General features: G+C 68.3%; 17 protein-coding genes and 1 pseudogene. 12 read left to right on the forward strand and 6 right to left on the reverse strand.

Annotated elements, in window-relative coordinates:
- The first annotated feature begins 14 nt into the window (after positions 1 to 14).
- The 12 genes and pseudogenes from FOB72_RS30505 (at position 15) to FOB72_RS30550 (ending at position 8,757) form a co-directional block, all read left to right on the forward strand.
- Complete coding sequence (locus FOB72_RS30505; RefSeq protein ID WP_150376960.1) at positions 15 to 920, forward strand: hypothetical protein; 906 nt, start codon at positions 15 to 17, stop codon at positions 918 to 920.
- On the forward strand, positions 917 to 1,468 hold the full coding sequence (locus FOB72_RS30510) for a hypothetical protein (RefSeq protein WP_150376961.1): 552 nt from the start codon (positions 917 to 919) through the stop codon (positions 1,466 to 1,468). Before FOB72_RS30505 ends, FOB72_RS30510 begins: the two co-directional genes overlap by 4 nt.
- Positions 1,465 to 1,983, forward strand: coding sequence for a hypothetical protein (locus FOB72_RS30515; protein ID WP_150376962.1), 519 nt, complete (start codon positions 1,465 to 1,467; stop codon positions 1,981 to 1,983). The genes FOB72_RS30510 and FOB72_RS30515 overlap by 4 nt, the downstream gene beginning before the upstream one ends.
- Positions 1,980 to 2,414 (forward strand): hypothetical protein, encoded by a 435-nt coding sequence (locus FOB72_RS30520; RefSeq protein ID WP_150376963.1) that lies wholly within the window; start codon positions 1,980 to 1,982, stop codon positions 2,412 to 2,414. The genes FOB72_RS30515 and FOB72_RS30520 overlap by 4 nt, the downstream gene beginning before the upstream one ends.
- On the forward strand, positions 2,411 to 4,306 hold the full coding sequence (locus tag FOB72_RS30525) for a secretin N-terminal domain-containing protein (protein ID WP_150376964.1): 1,896 nt from the start codon (positions 2,411 to 2,413) through the stop codon (positions 4,304 to 4,306). The genes FOB72_RS30520 and FOB72_RS30525 overlap by 4 nt, the downstream gene beginning before the upstream one ends.
- Before the next feature lie 10 nt (positions 4,307 to 4,316).
- Entirely contained in the window at positions 4,317 to 4,802 is a 486-nt protein-coding gene (locus FOB72_RS30530; RefSeq protein ID WP_263364805.1) for a type II secretion system protein, read from the forward strand.
- A 5-nt stretch (positions 4,803 to 4,807) separates the two neighbouring features.
- Complete coding sequence (locus FOB72_RS30535; RefSeq protein WP_150376965.1) at positions 4,808 to 5,191, forward strand: prepilin-type N-terminal cleavage/methylation domain-containing protein; 384 nt, start codon at positions 4,808 to 4,810, stop codon at positions 5,189 to 5,191.
- Positions 5,178 to 5,657 (forward strand): type II secretion system protein, encoded by a 480-nt coding sequence (locus FOB72_RS30540; RefSeq protein ID WP_191002313.1) that lies wholly within the window; start codon positions 5,178 to 5,180, stop codon positions 5,655 to 5,657. The genes FOB72_RS30535 and FOB72_RS30540 overlap by 14 nt, the downstream gene beginning before the upstream one ends.
- Before the next feature lie 169 nt (positions 5,658 to 5,826).
- A pseudogene (locus FOB72_RS33025) lies at positions 5,827 to 6,327 on the forward strand (carbohydrate-binding protein); the annotation flags it as partial.
- A gap of 35 nt (positions 6,328 to 6,362) precedes the next feature.
- Positions 6,363 to 6,710 (forward strand): hypothetical protein, encoded by a 348-nt coding sequence (locus tag FOB72_RS32740; protein WP_223851861.1) that lies wholly within the window; start codon positions 6,363 to 6,365, stop codon positions 6,708 to 6,710.
- Between the two features lie 229 nt (positions 6,711 to 6,939).
- Positions 6,940 to 8,076: a chitinase gene (locus FOB72_RS32355; protein WP_191002452.1), complete on the forward strand. Its 1,137-nt coding sequence runs from the start codon at positions 6,940 to 6,942 to the stop codon at positions 8,074 to 8,076.
- A gap of 30 nt (positions 8,077 to 8,106) precedes the next feature.
- The gene (locus FOB72_RS30550; RefSeq protein ID WP_150376967.1) at positions 8,107 to 8,757 is read left to right on the forward strand and encodes a lytic transglycosylase domain-containing protein; all 651 of its coding nucleotides are present in this window, start codon (positions 8,107 to 8,109) and stop codon (positions 8,755 to 8,757) included.
- An 8-nt stretch (positions 8,758 to 8,765) separates the two neighbouring features.
- Here the strand turns inward: FOB72_RS30550 and FOB72_RS30555 are convergent, their stop codons facing one another.
- From FOB72_RS30555 to FOB72_RS30580, 6 genes are all read right to left on the reverse strand, one after another.
- Complete coding sequence (locus FOB72_RS30555) at positions 8,766 to 11,504, reverse strand: nitrate reductase (RefSeq protein WP_150376968.1); 2,739 nt, start codon at positions 11,502 to 11,504, stop codon at positions 8,766 to 8,768.
- A gap of 35 nt (positions 11,505 to 11,539) precedes the next feature.
- Positions 11,540 to 12,793 (reverse strand): NAD(P)/FAD-dependent oxidoreductase, encoded by a 1,254-nt coding sequence (locus FOB72_RS30560; protein ID WP_150376969.1) that lies wholly within the window; start codon positions 12,791 to 12,793, stop codon positions 11,540 to 11,542.
- On the reverse strand, positions 12,790 to 13,182 hold the full coding sequence (gene nirD, locus FOB72_RS30565) for a nitrite reductase small subunit NirD (protein ID WP_150376970.1): 393 nt from the start codon (positions 13,180 to 13,182) through the stop codon (positions 12,790 to 12,792). Before nirD ends, FOB72_RS30560 begins: the two co-directional genes overlap by 4 nt.
- 37 nt (positions 13,183 to 13,219) lie before the next feature.
- Positions 13,220 to 15,802 carry a nitrite reductase large subunit NirB gene (gene nirB, locus FOB72_RS30570; RefSeq protein ID WP_150376971.1) on the reverse strand — a complete coding sequence of 861 codons (2,583 nt, stop codon included), beginning with the start codon at positions 15,800 to 15,802 and terminating at the stop codon, positions 13,220 to 13,222.
- A gap of 29 nt (positions 15,803 to 15,831) precedes the next feature.
- Positions 15,832 to 17,151, reverse strand: coding sequence for an MFS transporter (locus FOB72_RS30575; RefSeq protein ID WP_150376972.1), 1,320 nt, complete (start codon positions 17,149 to 17,151; stop codon positions 15,832 to 15,834).
- A 301-nt stretch (positions 17,152 to 17,452) separates the two neighbouring features.
- Positions 17,453 to 17,968, reverse strand: a complete 516-nt coding sequence (locus FOB72_RS30580; RefSeq protein ID WP_223851649.1) for a winged helix-turn-helix transcriptional regulator — start codon at positions 17,966 to 17,968, stop codon at positions 17,453 to 17,455.
- Positions 17,969 to 17,998: the final 30 nt, after the last annotated feature.

Here is a 17,998-nt window from a genome sequence, read left to right on the forward strand (position 1 = left end):
CGAGGAGGGGAATCATGCCGCAGTGGCTCAACCAGTCGCGGTCCGTGATGGATCGTGCCGCATCGTCCGGGCGCCGCTGGCGCGAGAGGCTCGCGAAGTCGTTCATGGCGCGTGGCCGTGCGCACCGGGCGCTGGCCTGGCACAGCAGCGTGGAGATCTGGCTCGATGGCGAGCGTGGCTGCGCGCTCGGCGCATCGGGCACGGGTGGGCAGGCAATACCGCTCGCGAGCAGTGGCGACGTGGCGGCGGCGCTCGCGGTACTCGAGGCACTGGCGCCGAAACCCGCGAAGCCCGGCCTGCACAGGCTGGGCGTGATCGTCGGCGCGCCGTTCGTCTGTTATTTCCCGCTGGCATGGCGACCGTTGCCGACCCCCGCCGAATGGATCGCGCAGGCGCGGATGCAGTTCGCGCGCGGCGGCTTCGGCAATCCGGCCGGATGGCGCTTTGTCGTGCCCGACGCGGCATGGGGCCAGTCACGCCTGGCCGCGGCGATGCCGGAGGCGCTGTGCGCGGGAATCGAACGGCTGTGCAGCGCGCGCAAGCTGCGTGTCGCCGCGATCGAGCCCGGGTATGTGCGCGCGTGCACGGACTGCGCGGCGCGCATCGAGGATGGACGCATCGCCGTGGTGGAGCTCGAGGATATCGATGCGGATGGCGCGATCGCGCACTGCGGGTTCCGCGCGCAGGGTCAGTGGACCGCCTTCGTCACGCTGCCGGTGGCCGGCGATATCGGCGAGGCCATGCGCGATGCGACGATGCTGTGCGCGGTGCCCGAGCCCGAGCGCACGTACGTGATCGGCTCGGTGCGGGCCGAGGGCCGCGACCGGCGGGGACGCCCCGGCCGGCGTGAGGACGTTGCGGTGGCCGGCGCGGCCGGGCTCACCCAGTGGCTGCCGGCGCCATGGGATATCCCGCTATGAAGACCGCGGCCATCGACTTCCGCCAGGGCAATCGTCCGCCGCCGGGCCCGGGCCTGATGGCGATCGGGTTGGGCATCGCCATGCTGGTGGGCGCGCTGCAGTATCTGGCGGTATTGCAGGAGCAGGGGCGCGCGCTCGATGCGCGCGACGATGCCATTGCCGCGCAGGAACGCCAGCGGCAGGCCATCAGCAAGGCGCACAAGAATCTCGAGAATCCGCGCGCGCAGGAACTCATGGCCTTGCAGCGCTACGCGACCGAGCCCGCGCGGCACCTGATCGAACGCGGCTGGCGGCCCAATATCGCGCTGCTGTCGGTGGAAGTGGCCACGGCCACGCGCGAGATCAACCTCGTGTTCGAAACCCGGAGCGCGCAGGAAGCGCTGTCGTTCGCGGACTGGCTCGAGTCGCAGCCGAACACCGAGCGCATGACGGTCAAGCGGCAGGTCGAGAAACCGGGGCCGCCCATCAAATCGGTCGAGACCGCGCTGCAGGTCATCTGGCGGCCATATCGCGGCATGCCCGCGCCAGCTGACGAGGGGGCGCCGTGACGCGATGGATATGGGAACTCCGCCGCGCGCGATGGCGCTTCGGCACGTTCGGCTGGCTCGCGCTGCTGCTGATGGCGGTGGCGGCGGGCGTGGCCGCGCTCGAGATCCTGCCGATGCGCGCCGACCTCGCGCGTCGCGCGGAGGAACTCGCGGCGCGCGAGGCCAAGCTTGCGCATGCGCCGACGCCGGACCCCGACGTGGCCGGCAGGACGATGACCGCCGACCAGCGCTTCTCGGTGTTCCTGCACAGCTTTCATGCGATCGCGGGCAAGCACGGCCTGTCGGTGCCGCAGGTCACGTATCAGACCGTGGCCGAGGACGAGGCGTCGCTGCGGCGCTACCTCGTGGAGGGCACCTTCACGGGTGCGTATCTGCCAATCCGCATGTTCGTCTCGGATCTGCGGCTGCTGCGCGGCGTGCGCATCGAGCGCGTGACCCTCTCGCGCACGGGTATCGACAAGACGCAGCTGGATGTTCGCATCAAATGCTCGTTCCTGGTGGAGGTATCGCCGTGAGAGGCGGTTCGTGGCCCGTGGCCGTGCTGCTCGGGCTTGCCAGTATTCCCGTCGCCGCCCAGCCGGGTGGGGCGGGGACGATGGGTGGGGAGCCCGGCGTGATCGATCTGTTCCCAAGCCAGTCGTGGATGCCGCCGCCCCCGCCACCGCCGCCTCCACCGCCGCCCCCGCCACCGCCGAAGGACCCGCCGCCGCTGCCGTTTCTCGTGCGTACGTTATGGCTGGACCCGCGCGGGGACGTCTATGTGGTGCTCACGGCGGGCGCGCAGGAATTTCGGGTCTGCGCCGCGTGCCAGAACAAGGGTTTCCTGCGCGCGGGCAGTACGTTGCTGGGCGCCTACCGCGTCGAGCATGTCACGCGGGACGAGGTCCAGCTGACCTATCTGCCGATGAAGCGGCGGCAGTCGATACCACTGGGAGGCGGCAAATGACACGGCTCGGCATGGTTACGGCGCGCACGCTGGTGCTGCTGCTGCTCGGCTCCTGCGCCGCGGACATGCGGTACCACGAACTCGACGCGAAGCTCGCCGGGCTGCCGCCCGACGAGGCCCTGCAGGTGCTTGCACAGACGTCCGCGCAGTATCCGGACGATCTGGATATTCGCAGCCGCTACTATCAGCGGCGGCGTCAGGTCATGGACGACTATCTGTCGCGCGCGGTGGTGGCCTACGAGGCGGGCGACGCCGCGCAGGCGCGCGCCTTCGCGCAGCGCGCGCAGCAGGCCGCGCCCGGCGACGACAACCCGTCGTCGATGATCGAATGGATCAACCGGCAGGCGCCGATCGACATGGCCGTCGCGCATGCGGAAGCGGTGCGCGGAGAGCGCCCCGAGGAAGCGCTGGCCATCGTCGCCGACGTGCTGGCCAAACAGCCCGGCAATGCGCGCGCGTCGCGGTTGCGCAGCGAACTTACCGCGCCCAAGGGACAGGACCTCGGTCCGCAGCTGTCGCGGGACCTGAGCCAGCCGATTACCGTGCAGTTTCGCGACCAGCCGCTGATCAGCATCTTCGAGCTCGTCTCCAACATCACGGGCCTGAACTTCACGTTCGATCGCGAGGTGGTGGCCACCACGCCGACCACGATCTTCGCGAGCAACACGCCGGTGCGGCAGGTGCTCACGCTCGTGCTGCAGGCCAACCAGCTCGCCAGCAAGATCGTGAGCGGCAATTCGCTGCTGGTCTATCCGAAGCGCCAGGACAAGGAGGCCGAATACCGCGACCTCGTGGTGCGTACGTTCTACCTGCAGAACGCGCAGGCGCCGCAGGTGCTGGCCATGCTCAAGCAGATGGTCAAGTCGAAGGACCTGATCCTCGACGAGCGCACCAACGCGATCGTCATGCGCGACACCGCCGAGGCGATCAAGGTGGCCGAGCGGCTGGTGGCCGCGCTCGACGTGGTGCCCGCCGAGGTCGTGATCGAGGCGCAGATCCTCGAGGTCACGGCATCGGACCTGCTGCAGCTCGGCATCCTGTACCCGGGCCGCATCGACTTTACCGCGCAGCCGCTGCCCGACGCCAACGATCCGACGGCCCGCGTGCCGGGCGTGCTGACGCTCGACCAGCTTCGTCATATGAACAGCAGCGACATCCTCGTGCGGCTCGGCGCGCCGTCGGTGGCGCTGGATATCCTGCAAAGCCAGGGCAAGACCAAGACACTGGCCTCGCCGCGCATCCGCGTGCGCAATCGCGAGAAGGCCAAGGTGCTGATCGGCGATCGCCTGCCCGTGGTGACGACCACGCTGTCGAGCAACTTCAGTTCGGAGAGCGTGAACTACCAGGACGTGGGCCTGACGCTCGAAGTGGCCCCCGTGATCGTCGGCAGCAGCGAGGTGCAGGTGAAGATGCGGCTCGAGGTGTCGAACGTCACCGATACGATCACCACGAGCAGCGGGCTGATCGTCTATCAGATCGGCACGCGCACGGCGGAGACCGTGATGAGCGTGCGGAACAACCAGACGCAGGTGCTCGCGGGACTGCTCCAGCGCAATGAGCGCAACGCCGGGCAGGGGCTGCCGGGACTGAGCCGCATTCCGCTCCTCGATCGCGTCTTCGGCACGCGGACCAACGAAGAGCGGCAGACCGAGCTCATCCTGCTGCTGACGCCGCGCGTAGTGCGTCATCAGGAGATTCCCGCCGGCAATATCGTCACGTTCGACTCGGGCACGGAAGGGCGCATCACGACCGAGCGCGACATCATTTCGGGCGATATCCGCATGCCGCCGCGTCTGGGTGGACCCGCGGGTTCGGCGCCGCCGGCCGCGCCGCCATCGGCGCCGCCACCGATGGCGCCAGCGCAAGCCGCGCCGCGGCCGCCGGGGCAGTAGGAGCGTCACCGTGCGATACATTCGATATCCCGCGCGCGGCTTCACGCTGGTCGAGATGCTGGTGACGCTCGCGATCGTCGCGATGCTTGCTTCCGTCGCGCTGCCGTTGACGCAGGTGGCGGCACAGCGCACGAAGGAGGAGGAGCTCAAGCGCATGCTGTGGAAGATGCGCGATGCGATCGATGCGTACAAGGCGGCCGCGGAGGCCGGCAAGATCGATCGCACGATTGGCGACAGCGGTTATCCGGCGACGCTCGAAACGCTCGTGGAGGGCGTGCCGGACAAGACCAGCCCGACCAAGGCGCGCATCTATTTCCTGCGTCGCATTCCGCGTGACCCGATGTGCGATTGCCCGAGCACCGCGGATGCGAAGACGTGGGGCCGCCGCAGCTATGCGAGTCCGGCCGATGCCCCGCGCGAGGGCGTAGATGTCTACGACGTGTATTCGCAGTCGGCCGATGTCGGGCTCAACGGCATTCCTTACCGGCAGTGGTGACGGCCATGCGTGTTTCCGACGCGGCCCGCAGGGCCTTCACGCTGATCGAGCTGCTGGTGGTGCTGGCGATTCTGGCCACGTTGCTGACGCTCGTCGTGCCGCGTTACTTCGGGCAGACGGACAAGGCGCGCGACACCGTGCTGCGCGAGAACCTGACCGCGATGCGCGATTCGATCGACCGGTTTCGCGCGGACGAGGGGCGGTATCCGGGCTCGCTCGACGAGCTCGTGCAGAAGCGTTATCTGCGCGAGATTCCGCTCGATACGGTGACGCAGAGCCGTGCGACGTGGAAGACGGTGCCCGCGCCCGATGGCAAGCCCGGGGTGTACGACGTGCGCAGTGGCGCGAGCGGGAAGGGGAAAGATGGGACGGACTATGGCTCGTGGTAGGCGGGCGCGCGGGTTCGGGATTATCTGGGCGCTGATGTGCGTGGCGCTCATGGGGATCTGGCTCGCGCGCGTGGGGGAGATGTGGAGCACGCTCGCGCAACGGACGCGCGAGGAGGAGTTGCTGCGCAACGGCCATGCGATTCACGTGGCGATTCGCGGTTACGTGGCGGCGGATGCGAGCGGTGCGTATCCGCGGGAGTTCGACGATCTGCTGGCCGATCCTCGCACGTCGTTCGCGCGGCGGTTTCTGCGCGCGCGATATCGGGATCCGATGGCCGAGGGGAACGCCGACTGGCAGGTGGTACGCGGGCCCGCGGGCGAGTTGTACGGCGTGTACAGCAACGCGCCGGGCACGCCGCTCAAGCAGGACGGGTTTCCCGACGAGTACGCGAGTTTCTCTCTGCAGAAGCACTACAGCGAGTGGAAGTTCGTGCATTACCCGAGCGGCAGCATGATGCGGCGCTGAGGGTTGCGCGCGCGGCAAAGGAAGGAGGACGGTCATGGCATTCCATCACAGGACCCTGCCGCTGCTGAGCGCGGCGCTGGTGCTCGCCACGGGGACGGCGTTCGCGCAGGAGGCATGGCGCGAGGGGGCGACGTATGCGCCGGGGGCGCAGGTCACGTACAACGGGCGGATGTATCAGGCGCTGCAGGCGCATACGGCGTTTGTGGGGGCGGGGTGGAATCCGGCGGCGTCGCCGACGTTATGGCGGGATATCGGGGCGGCGGGCACGCCGACGCCCGCGCCTTCACCGGCACCCACGCCGTCGCCTTCACCGGCGCCCGCGCCCGCGCCCACGCCCGCGCCCGCGCCCGCGCCCGCGCCCGCGCCCACGCCCACCCCCACCCCGTCCCCGTCCCCGTCCCCGAGTCCGACCCCGAGTCCGACCCCGTCCCCGGTCCCAGCTCCGGCCCCGTCCCCGTCCCCGGCTCCGTCCCCGGCCCCGGCCCCGGCCCCGGCCCCGGCCCCGGCCCCGGCCCCGGCCCCGGCCCCGAGTCCGGCCCCGGCCCCGGCGGGCGGGTGCTTTGCGGCGTGGGCCGCGGGGCAGGCCTATGCGGAGCCCGGGTCGCGCGTGACCTACAACGGGCGTAACTATCGGAACAAGTGGTGGACGCAGGGGGACAATCCCGCGCAGTCCGGGCCATGGGGCGTATGGGAAGACCTCGGCGCGTGCGCCGGCACGCCCGCCCCGGCCCCAGGCCCGGTCCCGACACCGGCCCCGACACCGGCCCCGACACCGGCCCCGACACCGACACCGACACCGACACCGACACCGACACCCGCACCGACACCCGCACCGACACCCGCACCGACACCCGCACCGACACCGGCACCGGCACCGGCACCAAGTCCGGCACCGAGCCCGGCACCCAGTCCGGCACCGAGCCCGGCCCCGAGCCCGGCCCCGAGCCCGGCCCCGAGTCCGGCGCCCAGTCCGGCACCGAGCCCGGCACCCAGTCCGGCACCGAGTCCGGCACCCAGTCCGGCACCGAGTCCGGCACCGAGCCCGGCCCCTAGTCCGACCCCTAGCCCGGCCCCTAGTCCGGCCCCTAGCCCGGTACCTAGTCCGGTACCTAGTCCGGCGCCCAGCCCGGCGCCCAGCCCGGCCCCCGCGGCCTACAAGCCGAAGATCACCTACATCGCCGAGCCCGCCGGCTACCCCTCCGCGTCGGAACTCGCGCAATACGAGACATCTCTCGTAGACCAGACCGCCGGCCAGATCGCGCTGATTCGCGATGCGCTCCGCGTGCTCCCCGACGCCGAAGTCGAATCCGTCCAGCCCGGCCGCGCCGAGAATCCCTCCAACGTCCGCCGCGTGGAGCAGGTACTGCCCGAAGCGAAGTTCGACGCCATCTTCCCCATCCGGCACACGAAATACTCGTACGTGAACCTCCTCCGAGGCATCGCCAAATTCCCCGCCTATTGCGGCGACTACCCCGACGGCCGCGACGCAGTCGCCATCTGCAAAAAGCTGCTCGCCACCTCGTTCGCCCACTTCGTCCAGGAGACCGGCGCCAACTGGCCATCGCTGACACCCGCGCAGGCCCGCTCGGGCTACCCCGACCACAACAACCCGATCCTCGCCAAAATGCCGCCCGACGCGCCCATCGACGCCTGGCGGCAAGGCCTGTGGTTCCTGCGGGAGTCCGGCTACGAAGAGGGCTCGTCCGTCGGCGCGTATCAGCAATGCGCACCCGGCTCGCACGCGACCAACTGGATCTTCTACCCCTGCGCGAAGAACGCGAGCGGCCAGTTCCTCGACTACTTCGGCCGCGGCTCCAAGCAGCTGTCATGGAACTACAACTTCGGCCCGTTCTCGCAGGCGCTCTACGGAGATGTGAACCTGCTCCTCGACAACCCCGGCAAGGTCGCCGACACGTGGCTGAACTTCGCCTCGGCGGTCTGGTTCGCCGTCACGCCGCAGACGCCCAAGCCCCCGATGACCTGGGTGGTCGACGGCACATGGAAGCCCAACGCGGTGGACCTCGGCAACAACATGAAACCCGGCTTCGGCGCCACCGTGTACATCATCAACGGCGGCATCGAATGCGGCGGCGGCGGCGCGGAGAAGGCGCAGGTGGTCAACCGCATCGCCGCCTATCGCGCGATGGCGGAAGAACTCGGCGTGCCCGTCACGCCCGACGAACCGCTCGGCTGCGCGAACATGCGCGGCTTCGTCGAAGGCTCCGCCGCCGCGGTCAAGGCGTATCTGGACAAGGACTGGTCATGGCGCGACGGCAAGCCCGCCATCGGCTGCAAGCTCGTCGATTACCAGATGCCGTTCTCGCTCGTGATTCCCGGCGATTACAAGAAATGCACCGACTACTTCTTCCGCGGCAAGGTCGAGTACAACGGTCAGGTCGTCGTGGACAACACGAAGTAACGGTGATTCAACGGCGGGGCGGAGGCGGACATGTCCATTTTCACGCTGCTCAGGGTCCTCGACAGGTTGCTGACGGGCGCGATCGTCGCGACGACGGGCATCGTGCTGGTGGCGATCTTCGTGCCGGCATCCGCATGGGCGATGCTGGTCTGCACGGACGCAACTGGCGCCACGCTTTACGCCACGCAGCGGGTGCCGGCGATGCAATGCCGCCGCGTGCCGGGCATCGACATCGTGGTGCCCGCCCGCCGCGAGCCCGCGCAGCCGTATCTGCCGCGCCCGCTCGATACCGCATCCTATGCGCGCGAGATCGACGCCGTCGCGCGGGAGTTTGGTATCGATGCGGCCACGGTGCGCGCGATCATCCATGTGGAGTCCGCGTTCAACCCGCGCGCGGTGTCGCGTGCCGGGGCACAGGGACTGATGCAGTTGATGCCCGGCACCGCGCAGCGCTTCGGCGTGCAGGATGCCTTCGACTCGGCGCAGAACATTCGCGGCGGGGTGCGGTATCTGGTCTGGCTGCTCGCGCGCTTCGGCGGCAACGTGGATCTTGCGCTGGCGGGGTTCAATGCGGGCGAAGCCGCGGTGGAGCGATACGGCGGCGTGCCGCCGTATGCCGAAACGCAGCGGTATGTGAGCGAGGTGCGGCAGATGATCGGCCGCTACCGGATGGCCAGCTAGAGGGCCGCCTACGCGGCCTCGGCGACGCGAATCTCCGCCAGCAGCTTCTTGAGCTCGGGCACGCACGAACCGCAATTGCCGCCCGCCTTCACGCACTTCGTGATCTCGGCAGGCGTCTTGAGGTCGTGCTGGCGCACGGCATCGCATATCGTGTTGCGTCCCACGCCAAAGCACGAGCACACCGTGGGCCCCGCGTCCGCGATCTTCTCCATCGGCTGGCCCAGCAGCAGGCCGATGCGGTCCGCATCCTCGAGCCGCTCGTGCGCGAACAGCTGCGAGAGCCACGTGCGGGAGGGCAGGTCGGGACGCGTGGAAACATACACGCAGGCCACGAGCCGGTCGTTGACCACATAGCCCGCGTGATAGACACCGGCGGTGCGATCCTCGTACTCGATCCAGTCGGCATCGGGATCGATCACGCCGAGCAGTTCGCGCGCCCAGGCGGAGCGGTCCGCCACGGTCTCGCGTCCCGCGAACTCGTAGCGATGGCATTCGCGGCCCTGCACGCGCGTCCACCATGTCAGGCGATCGAGGTCCACCTCCTCGCGCGCGAGCGCAAAGCCATGCCACGACACGCGGAATTCCTCGACGCGCACGGGCGTGTGCTTGAACTCGGGCTCGCCGGATACCGGATCGACGGCAGGGTTGACCACAGCACCGACGCGCGCGTCGGAGCTGAACTGGTCGTTCCAGTGGATCGGCACGAAGATCGTGCCGCGCGCGATGCCGCCACCGTGGCGCACGCGCGCGACCATCGCGCCCCACTGGCTGGTGACACGCGCCAGGCGGCCTTCGCTCACGCCGCACAGCAGCGCGTCCTGCGGGTGCATATCGACGATCGGCTCGGGCATGTGTTCGCCCAGCCGCGCGGAACGTCCCGTGCGCGTCATTGTGTGCCACTGGTCGCGGACGCGGCCCGTGTTGAGCACCAGCGGGTATTCGTCGTCGGTCGCGTGCATGGGCGCGCGCGGCGGCGTCGGCACGAAGCGCGCGCGGCCGTCGGCATGCGCGTAGCGGCCATCGGTGAACAGGCGCTCGGTACCGGCGTCGGCACGGTCGCGCAGCGGCCATTGCACGGGTTCCAGCGCGTCGTAATCCTGCTTGTTCAGCCCCGTGAGCCCGCCGATATCGAACGCGCGCCATGCATCGCCCTCGGCGGCCTCGCCGTTGCGGAACGCGGAGAGCCGCGCATGCTCGTCGAAGATCTCGTGCGGCGACGTGTAGTCGAAGCCCGCAAAGCCCATGCGGCGCGCGACCTCGCTGAGGATGTCCCAGTCCGCGCGCGCCTCGCCCGGCGCGGGCAGGAACGCACGCTGGCGCGAGATGCGGCGCTCGGTGTTGGTGACCGTGCCGTCCTTCTCGCCCCAGCCCAGCGCGGGCAGCAGGATGCGCGCGGCGTCGTTGGTGTCGGTGCGGACGACGATATCGGACGACACCACCAGTTCGCACTTTGCGAGCGCGCGGCGCGCCTGATCGGCGTCGGGCAGGCTTACCAGCGGATTGGTGGCCATGACCCACACCGCCTTGATGCGGCCGGATTCGATCGCCTGGAACAGGTCCACGGCCTTCAGCCCGGGCTTGTCGGCCATGGCGGGTGACTGCCAGAACGTCTGCACGATATCGCGATGCAGCGGGTCCGCCAGTTCCATATGCGCGGCCAGCATATTGGCCAGGCCGCCGACTTCGCGGCCGCCCATCGCATTGGGCTGGCCCGTGAGCGAAAACGGTCCCATCGCTGGCGCGCCGATGCGGCCCGTGAGCAGATGGCAGTTGATGATGCTGTTGACCTTGTCGGTGCCGGACGAGGACTGGTTGACGCCCATCGAGAATGCGGTCACGACCTTGCGGGTATCCGCGAACAGCTGGTAGAACGCCTCCAGGTCGCGCGGATCGAGGCGGCAGGCGCGCGCCACGTTCTCGATATCCATGCCCTCGGCATCGGCGGCACGCAGCGTATCGTCGAGGCCCGAGGTATGCGCGGCGACGAATGCCTCGTCGGTATGGCCATTGCGGGCCAGATAGGCCAGCAGACCGTTGAACAGTGCCACGTCGGTTCCCGCGCGCAGCGGCAGATGCATGTCCGCCATCTCGCAGGTAGCGGTGCGGCGCGGATCGACGACCACGATCTTCATGTCAGGCCGCGCCTCGCGTGCCTTCGACAGGCGCTGGAACAGGATCGGATGGCACCACGCGGTGTTCGAGCCCACCAGCACGACGAGGTCCGCCTGCTCCAGGTCCTCGTAGCTGCACGGCACGAGGTCCTCGCCGAACGCGCGCTTGTGGCCGGCCACGGCCGAAGACATGCACAGGCGCGAGTTTGTGTCGATATTGGCCGAACCGATAAAGCCCTTCATGAGCTTGTTGGCGACGTAGTAGTCCTCGGTCAGGATCTGGCCCGAGACGTACAGCGCCACCGCGTCGGGACCGTGCTCGGCCACGACCCGCGAGAAACCCTGCGCCACGGCGTCCAGCGCGGTATCCCACGAGACGCGGCGCAGCGTGCCGTCGGCCTCGCGCATCTGCGGATGCAGCAGGCGGCCGTCGAGCGATACCGTATCGCCGAGCGCGGAGCCCTTGACGCACAGGCGGCCATGATTCGACGCATGATCGACATCGCCCTGAATGTCGACCTGTCCGTCGGCGCGCACGGTCGCGCGCACGCCGCAGCCGACGCCGCAGTACGGGCACGTGGTCGAGGTCGTGGCGGTCGGCGTGGCCGAGACCACTGCAATGTCGGACAGGTTCACGCGTTCGTCTCTACGAGTCTTGAGGGGGATGCCGTTCAGGCGGCCAGCAGCGCTTCGCACTGCGCCTTGCCGAACAGCAGGCGCTGGCGCAGGGCCTGCACGGGCTGGCCCGTCTGAATCAGGTCGAAATACCAGGGGCCGTCCTTGACGTCCCCGTACAGCACGGCGCCGACGAGCTTCCCGTGCTCCAGCACGAGGCGCTTGTAGATGCCGCGGCGCGGATCGCGCAGCACGAGGTCCTCGCTGTCTTCGCCGCCGATGAAGTCTCCGGCCGAATACAGATCGACGCCGGTCACCTTGAGCTTGGTCGCGGTGGCCTGCTGCACGTAGCGGCGATGGCCCGCGCCCGCGAGGTGCGCGGCGCAGACACGCGCCTGATCCCAGATCGGTGCCACGAGGCCGAACGTGGCCTGGCGATGCTGCACGCATTCGCCCACGGCGTAGACGCGCGGGTCGAACGTCTGCAGCGTGTCGTCGACGACGATCGCGCGTTCGCAATGCAGACCGGCGCTGGCCGCGAGCGCGATGTTCGGCCGCACGCCAGCGGTCATCACGACGAGGTCCGCCGGGATCTCGCTGCCGTCCTTGAAGCGCACGCCGATCACGCGCGGCGACTCGCTGACGTCGCCGAGGATCGCCTCGGTCTGCGCGGCGAGCAGGAAGCGCAGGCCCTTGCGTTCGAGCGCGATCTTGAGCAGCGCGGAAGCGGGCTTGTCGAGCTGGCGCTCCATCAGGCTGTCGGTGTTGTGCACGACCGTGACCTGCATGCCCTGACGCAGCAGGCCGTTGGCCGCCTCCAGCCCGAGCAGCCCGCCGCCGATCACCACGGCGTGGCGGTGATCGCGCGCGGCGGCCAGCATCTTTTCCACATCCTGAATGTCGCGGAACGCGATGACGCCATCCAGCGTATGCCCCGGCACCGGCAGGATGAACGGCGTGGAGCCCGTGGCAATCAGCAGGCGGTCGTAGCCGACTTCGCGGCCCGACTGCGCGCGCACGATGCGGCGCGGGCGGTCGATCGCGACGACGGGATCGCCCGCGAACAATTCGATGCCGTTCTGCACATACCACTCGCGCGTATTCAGCATGATGTCGTCCACGGTCTTCTCGCCCGCGAGCACCGGCGACAGCAAGATGCGGTTGTAGTTGCCGTGCGGCTCGGCGCCGAACACGGTGATGTCGTAGAGGTCGGGCGCCAGCTTCAGCAGTTCCTCGACCGTGCGCATGCCGGCCATGCCGTTGCCGATCACGACGAGGCGAGGCTTGCGGGAAGCTGGCGAGACCGTCATGCCGCGAGTTCCTCGGTCTGGGCTTCCGTCATCGCACTGGCGGAGACCTGGGCCACCCATACCTTTCCGTCGTAGACGCGCGCCGAGAACGCCTGCACCGAATGCTCGGGGGCTTCCAGGCATTCGCCCGTGCGCAGGTCGAAATGCTGCTTGTAGATCGGCGAGGCCACCACGAGCCGCTCGCCCAGATTGCCGACGATGCCGCGCGACAGCACCGACGCCTGCGAGTTGGGGTCGAAGTTTGCGATTGCGTAGACCTCTTCGCCACGGCCAATCCGGAAGACGGCGACCTGCTGGTCGTCGACCAGCGCGCACACACCAGTATTGGGCACGATATCGCGCAAGGTGCAGATGGCGGTCCAGGTTTCGTTCCGATGCGTATGGCTCATCACGTTCTCCGTTCGTTTTTCGGCGCTTACTCGGCGCTTATGCTGCGTTTGCGGGCACGGCTACCACGGGGATGTGGTGCAGCTTCGCGTGCTGCAATTTCCGTTCCTCCGGCGTGGCGGGGCGTACCTGTCCGCGTTCTTCCATGAACACGACGTTGTTGTCGTGCGCGTCGCTGTTGACGAAATGGCGGAAGCGCTGACGCGTGGCCGGATCGGTGACCGCGCGCTTCCATTCGTCCTCGTAGGTATCGACCACGTGCTGCATGTCGGCCTCGAGGTCCGCGCCGATGCCGAGCTTGTCGTCGATGACGACCGACTTCAGGTAGTCCAGGCCGCCCTCGAGGTTGTCGCGCCAGACGCTCGTGCGTTGCAGGCGGTCGGCGGTGCGGATGTAGAACATCAGGAACCGGTCGATGTAGCGCAGCAGCGTGTCGCGGTCGAGGTCGCCCGCGAGCAGTTCCGCATGGCGCGGCTTCATGCCGCCATTGCCGCAGACGTAGAGGTTCCAGCCTTTTTCCGTGGCGATGACGCCGACGTCCTTGCCCTGTGCCTCGGCGCATTCGCGCGTGCAGCCCGATACGCCGAACTTGATCTTGTGCGGCGCGCGCAGGCCCTTGTAGCGGTTCTCGAGTGCGATCGCGAGGCCCACCGAATCGTCCACGCCATAGCGGCACCATGTGGAACCCACGCAGGACTTCACCGTGCGCAGGGACTTGCCGTAGGCGTGGCCCGATTCGAAGCCGGCCGCGATCAGTTCTTCCCAGATCAGCGGCAGCTGTTCCAGCCGCGCGCCGAACATGTCCACGCGCGCGCCGCCCGTGATCTTGGTGTAGAGGCCGTACTTCTTGGCCACCTGTCCGACCGCGATCAGGCCGTCCGGCGTGACTTCGCCGCCGGGCATGCGCGGCACCACCGAGTAGGTGCCGTCCTTCTGGATATTGGCCAGGAAGTAATCGTTGGAATCCTGCAGGCTCGCGTTGTCGTGCTGGAGCACGAAGTCGTTCCAGCACGAAGCCAGAATATTGGCGACGGTCGGCTTGCAGACATCGCAGCCCATGCCGTGGCCATGCGCGGCCAGCAGGTCGTCGAACGTGCGGAACTTGCCCACGCGGACGAGGTGGTGGAGCTCCTGGCGGGAGTAGGGGAAGTGCTCGCACAGGTGGTTGTTCACCGCCATGCCCTGCTTCTTCATCTCCGCCTTCATGATCTGCGTCACCAGCGGCACGCAGCCGCCGCAAGCGGTGCCGGCCTTCGTGCACGACTTGAGCGCGCCGATGCTGGTGGCGCCGTCGGTCACGGCCGCGCAGATCTGGCCCTTGCTCACGTTGTTGCACGAGCAGATCTGGGCCGTATCGGGCAGCGCGTCGGCGCCGAGCGCGGGCCTCGCCTGGCCATCGGACGACGGCAGGATCAGGAATTCGGGCGACTCCGGCAGCTCGATGCGGTTCAGCATCATCTGCAGCAGCGTGCCGTACTCGGTGGCATCGCCGATGAGCACGCCGCCCAGCAGAAACTTGCCGCAGTCGGAGACCACGAGCTTCTTGTAGATCTGCTTGCGTTCGTCGGTGAACTGGTACGAGCGGCTGCCCGGCACGTTGCCGTGCGGATCGCCGATGCTGGCCACGTCCACGCCCATCAGCTTGAGCTTGGTGCTCATGTCCGCGCCCGCGAACTCGGCGCCTTCACCGGTATGGCCGCGCAGATGCTTCGCGGCCACGCGGGCCATGTCGTAGCCGGGGGCCACGAGGCCGAAGATCTTGCCCTGCCACAGCGCGCATTCGCCAATCGCGTACACGTGCGGGTCCGACGTCAGGCAGTTGTTGTCCACCACGATGCCGCCGCGCTCGCCGACGGCGAGGCCGCTGGCGCGCGCGAGTTCGTCGCGCGGACGGATGCCGGCCGAGAACACGATCATATCGACCTCGAGGTGCGTGCCATCGGCAAAGTTCATGCGATGGGTCGCGGTCTCGCCATCGACGATCTCGACGGTGTTCTTGCCGGTGTGCACGGTCACGCCGAGCGATTCGATCTTCTGGCGCAGCATGCGACCGCCGCCGTCATCGACCTGCACCGCCATCAGGCGCGGCGCGAACTCGACCACGTGCGTTTCCAGGTTCATGTCGCGCAAGGCCTTCGCGCATTCCAGGCCCAGCAGGCCGCCGCCGATCACGACGCCGCGCTTGGCGCGCGTGCCGCACTCCTGCATGGCCTCGAGGTCTTCGATGGTGCGGTAGACGAAGCAGTCCGTGCGGTCCTTGCCCGGCACGGGCGGCACGAACGGATACGAACCGGTGGCCAGGATCAGCTTGTCGTAGGGCAGCGTTTCGCCGGTGGACGCGGTCACGGTCCTGGCGACGGTATCGATCGCCGTGGCCTTCGCGTTTAGGCGCAGCAGCATGTTGCCGTGCTGCTCGAAGAATCCTTCGGGCACCAGCGACAGATCCTCGGCCGACTTGCCCGCGAAGAATTCGGACAGATGCACGCGATCATAAGCGGGGCGCGGCTCTTCGCAGAGCACGGTCACCTCGAGGTCGCCCGCGCCGTCGTTGCTGTCCGCTTCGGCGAGGACTTCGAGGAACTTGTGGCCGACCATGCCGTGCCCGACGATAACGATTTTCATGATGGCTGTCCTGGGGATGTGGGTGTTGTTCAGGGTTGCGTGCCGAGTGCGCTGTCGTAGAGCGCCTGCTCGCGGGCCTTGTGTTCCGCGCTGAAGCGGACGGCGATGGCGCACAGCGCCGCGAGCGTGGCCGTGATGCCCAGCCACGTGAGCGTCTGGTGCAGGTCGCCGAGGCCCTTCATCAGGAAGCCGGCCGCCACCGCGCCGACATTGCCGCCGGCGCCGATGATGCCGGCCACGCCGCCGAGCGCCTTGCGGTCGATGAACGGCACCAGCGCATACGTCGCGCCGCAGGCCATATGGGTGAACAGGCCGAACAGCAGCATCGCGACGATCGCGAGCGTCACGCTCGAGGCTTGCGCGAACCACAGCAGGCCCAGGCCTTCGCCGAGGATGAACACGAACAGCAGCATCGAGCGGGCGTCGAGGCCACGGCGCTGCGCGGCCTTGTCGGACAGCCAGCCGCCGAGCGCGCGGGCGAACAGCGCGAGCAGGCCGAAGCTGGCGGCCGCGAGGCCGGCGGACTTGAGCGACAGGCCGAAATGATCGACGTAATAGGTCGCCGCCACGTTATGGATGAACAGCTCCACGCCGAAGCACGCGCCGTACGTAATGAACAGCATCCACACGCGGTAGTTGGCGCTGGCCGCGCGGAAGCTGGCCCATCCGCCACCGCCCTTGCCACCCGAAACGGCAATGCCGCGGGCACGCAGGTCGGAGAAATTGCCTTCGGGCGAGTCCTGCGTGAAGCGCCAGTACACGACGGCCATGATCAGCATCAGCACGCCGGGCACGATCAGCGCGATGCGCCAGCCGAGCGTGTGGTCCACGCCGAGGAACAGCACGGCGCCGAGCAGCAGCGGCATCAGGCCCTGCGCCACGCCGCCGCCCGCATTGCCCCAGCCGGCCGCCGCCGCGTTGGCGGTGCCGACCACGTTGGGCGCGAACATCACGGACGTGTGGTACTGCGTGATGACGAAGCTCGCGCCCACGGCGCCGATCAGCAGGCGGAAGAACAGGAACGTCTCGTAGTTCTGCGCCAGCGCCACGCCAAGCACGGGCAGGGCGCCGATGGCGAGCAGGCCGGTGTAGGTCTTGCGGGGGCCAAAGCGGTCGCACATCGGGCCGATGACCAGGCGCACGAGAATCGTGACCGCGACGGCCGCGATATTGATATTGGCAATCTGGTTCGGCGTCAGGCCGAATTCGCCCTTGAGCACCGGCATCAGCGGCGCGCAGGCGAACCACGCGAAGAACGAGACGAAGAACGCCATCCAGGTCAGGTGGAAGGCGCGCATCTGCGGCGTTTTCATGCTCAGCAGATCGATTCGGGTGGCTTTGCCGATCATTCGTGGCTCCAAAAACAAAAGGCGTCCCGAGAGGCTGGTCATGGACCAGTTCTGGGGACGCCGTTGTCCTACCGCCAGCTACATGGAATAGCCAGCGTGCGATGTGGGGTGGGCGGATCGCCGTTGATCGGCCCGCTCCCTATATCGCAAGCCGTGTGCCAAGCCTGAATATGGCGTTCGCGTTACTAATTCGAGCGGAAAGTGCGGGAAACGCCCGGTCGATGCACCGTAACCGGCGCGCCACCATGGGGCGATCGCACGGTCATGGTGCAGCGCAGCGTTTTGGGGCAGCGCGCGGCGTTCAGGATGCCGTCGGGGGCTCGGTCGCCTGCAGCACCATATCGTTCGGCGCCACGGGCTCGCCATGCTCGTCGAGGAGCGCCACGCGGACCTTCAGGCCGGACGATCGCGCGCGGACCTCGGCCGGGCCCTGGCCGCAGGAGGTCAGGTGTGCGTCGCCCCATTGCATGAGGCCCACCAGCACTGGCAGCAGTTCGACGGCCGAGCGTGTGGGGTGATAGCCGAACCGTTCGCGTTCGCCCGGTTCCTTGTAGCTGACCTTGCGGAGCAGGCCGGCTTCGGTCAGCGACTTGAGCCGCGCCGACAGGACGGCGGGCGAGCACTGAAGCCGCGCGAGGAAGTCGTCGAAGCGACGGACGCCCGAGAACACGTCGCGCAGGATCAGGATCGTCCACTTTTCGCCCACCAAAGACAGCGCGGCCGCGATCGAGCACTGGCTCAGGTCGATAGGTGGCGGCAGCGGCGCTGGAGAGGAGGTGGGGAGGGAAGAGGGGGTCGAAGGGGTCGCGGAAGACATGATGCTTCCACAATAGCACGCTGACTTCAT

Source organism: Cupriavidus pauculus, assembly GCF_008693385.1.
GTDB lineage: Bacteria > Pseudomonadota > Gammaproteobacteria > Burkholderiales > Burkholderiaceae > Cupriavidus > Cupriavidus pauculus_D.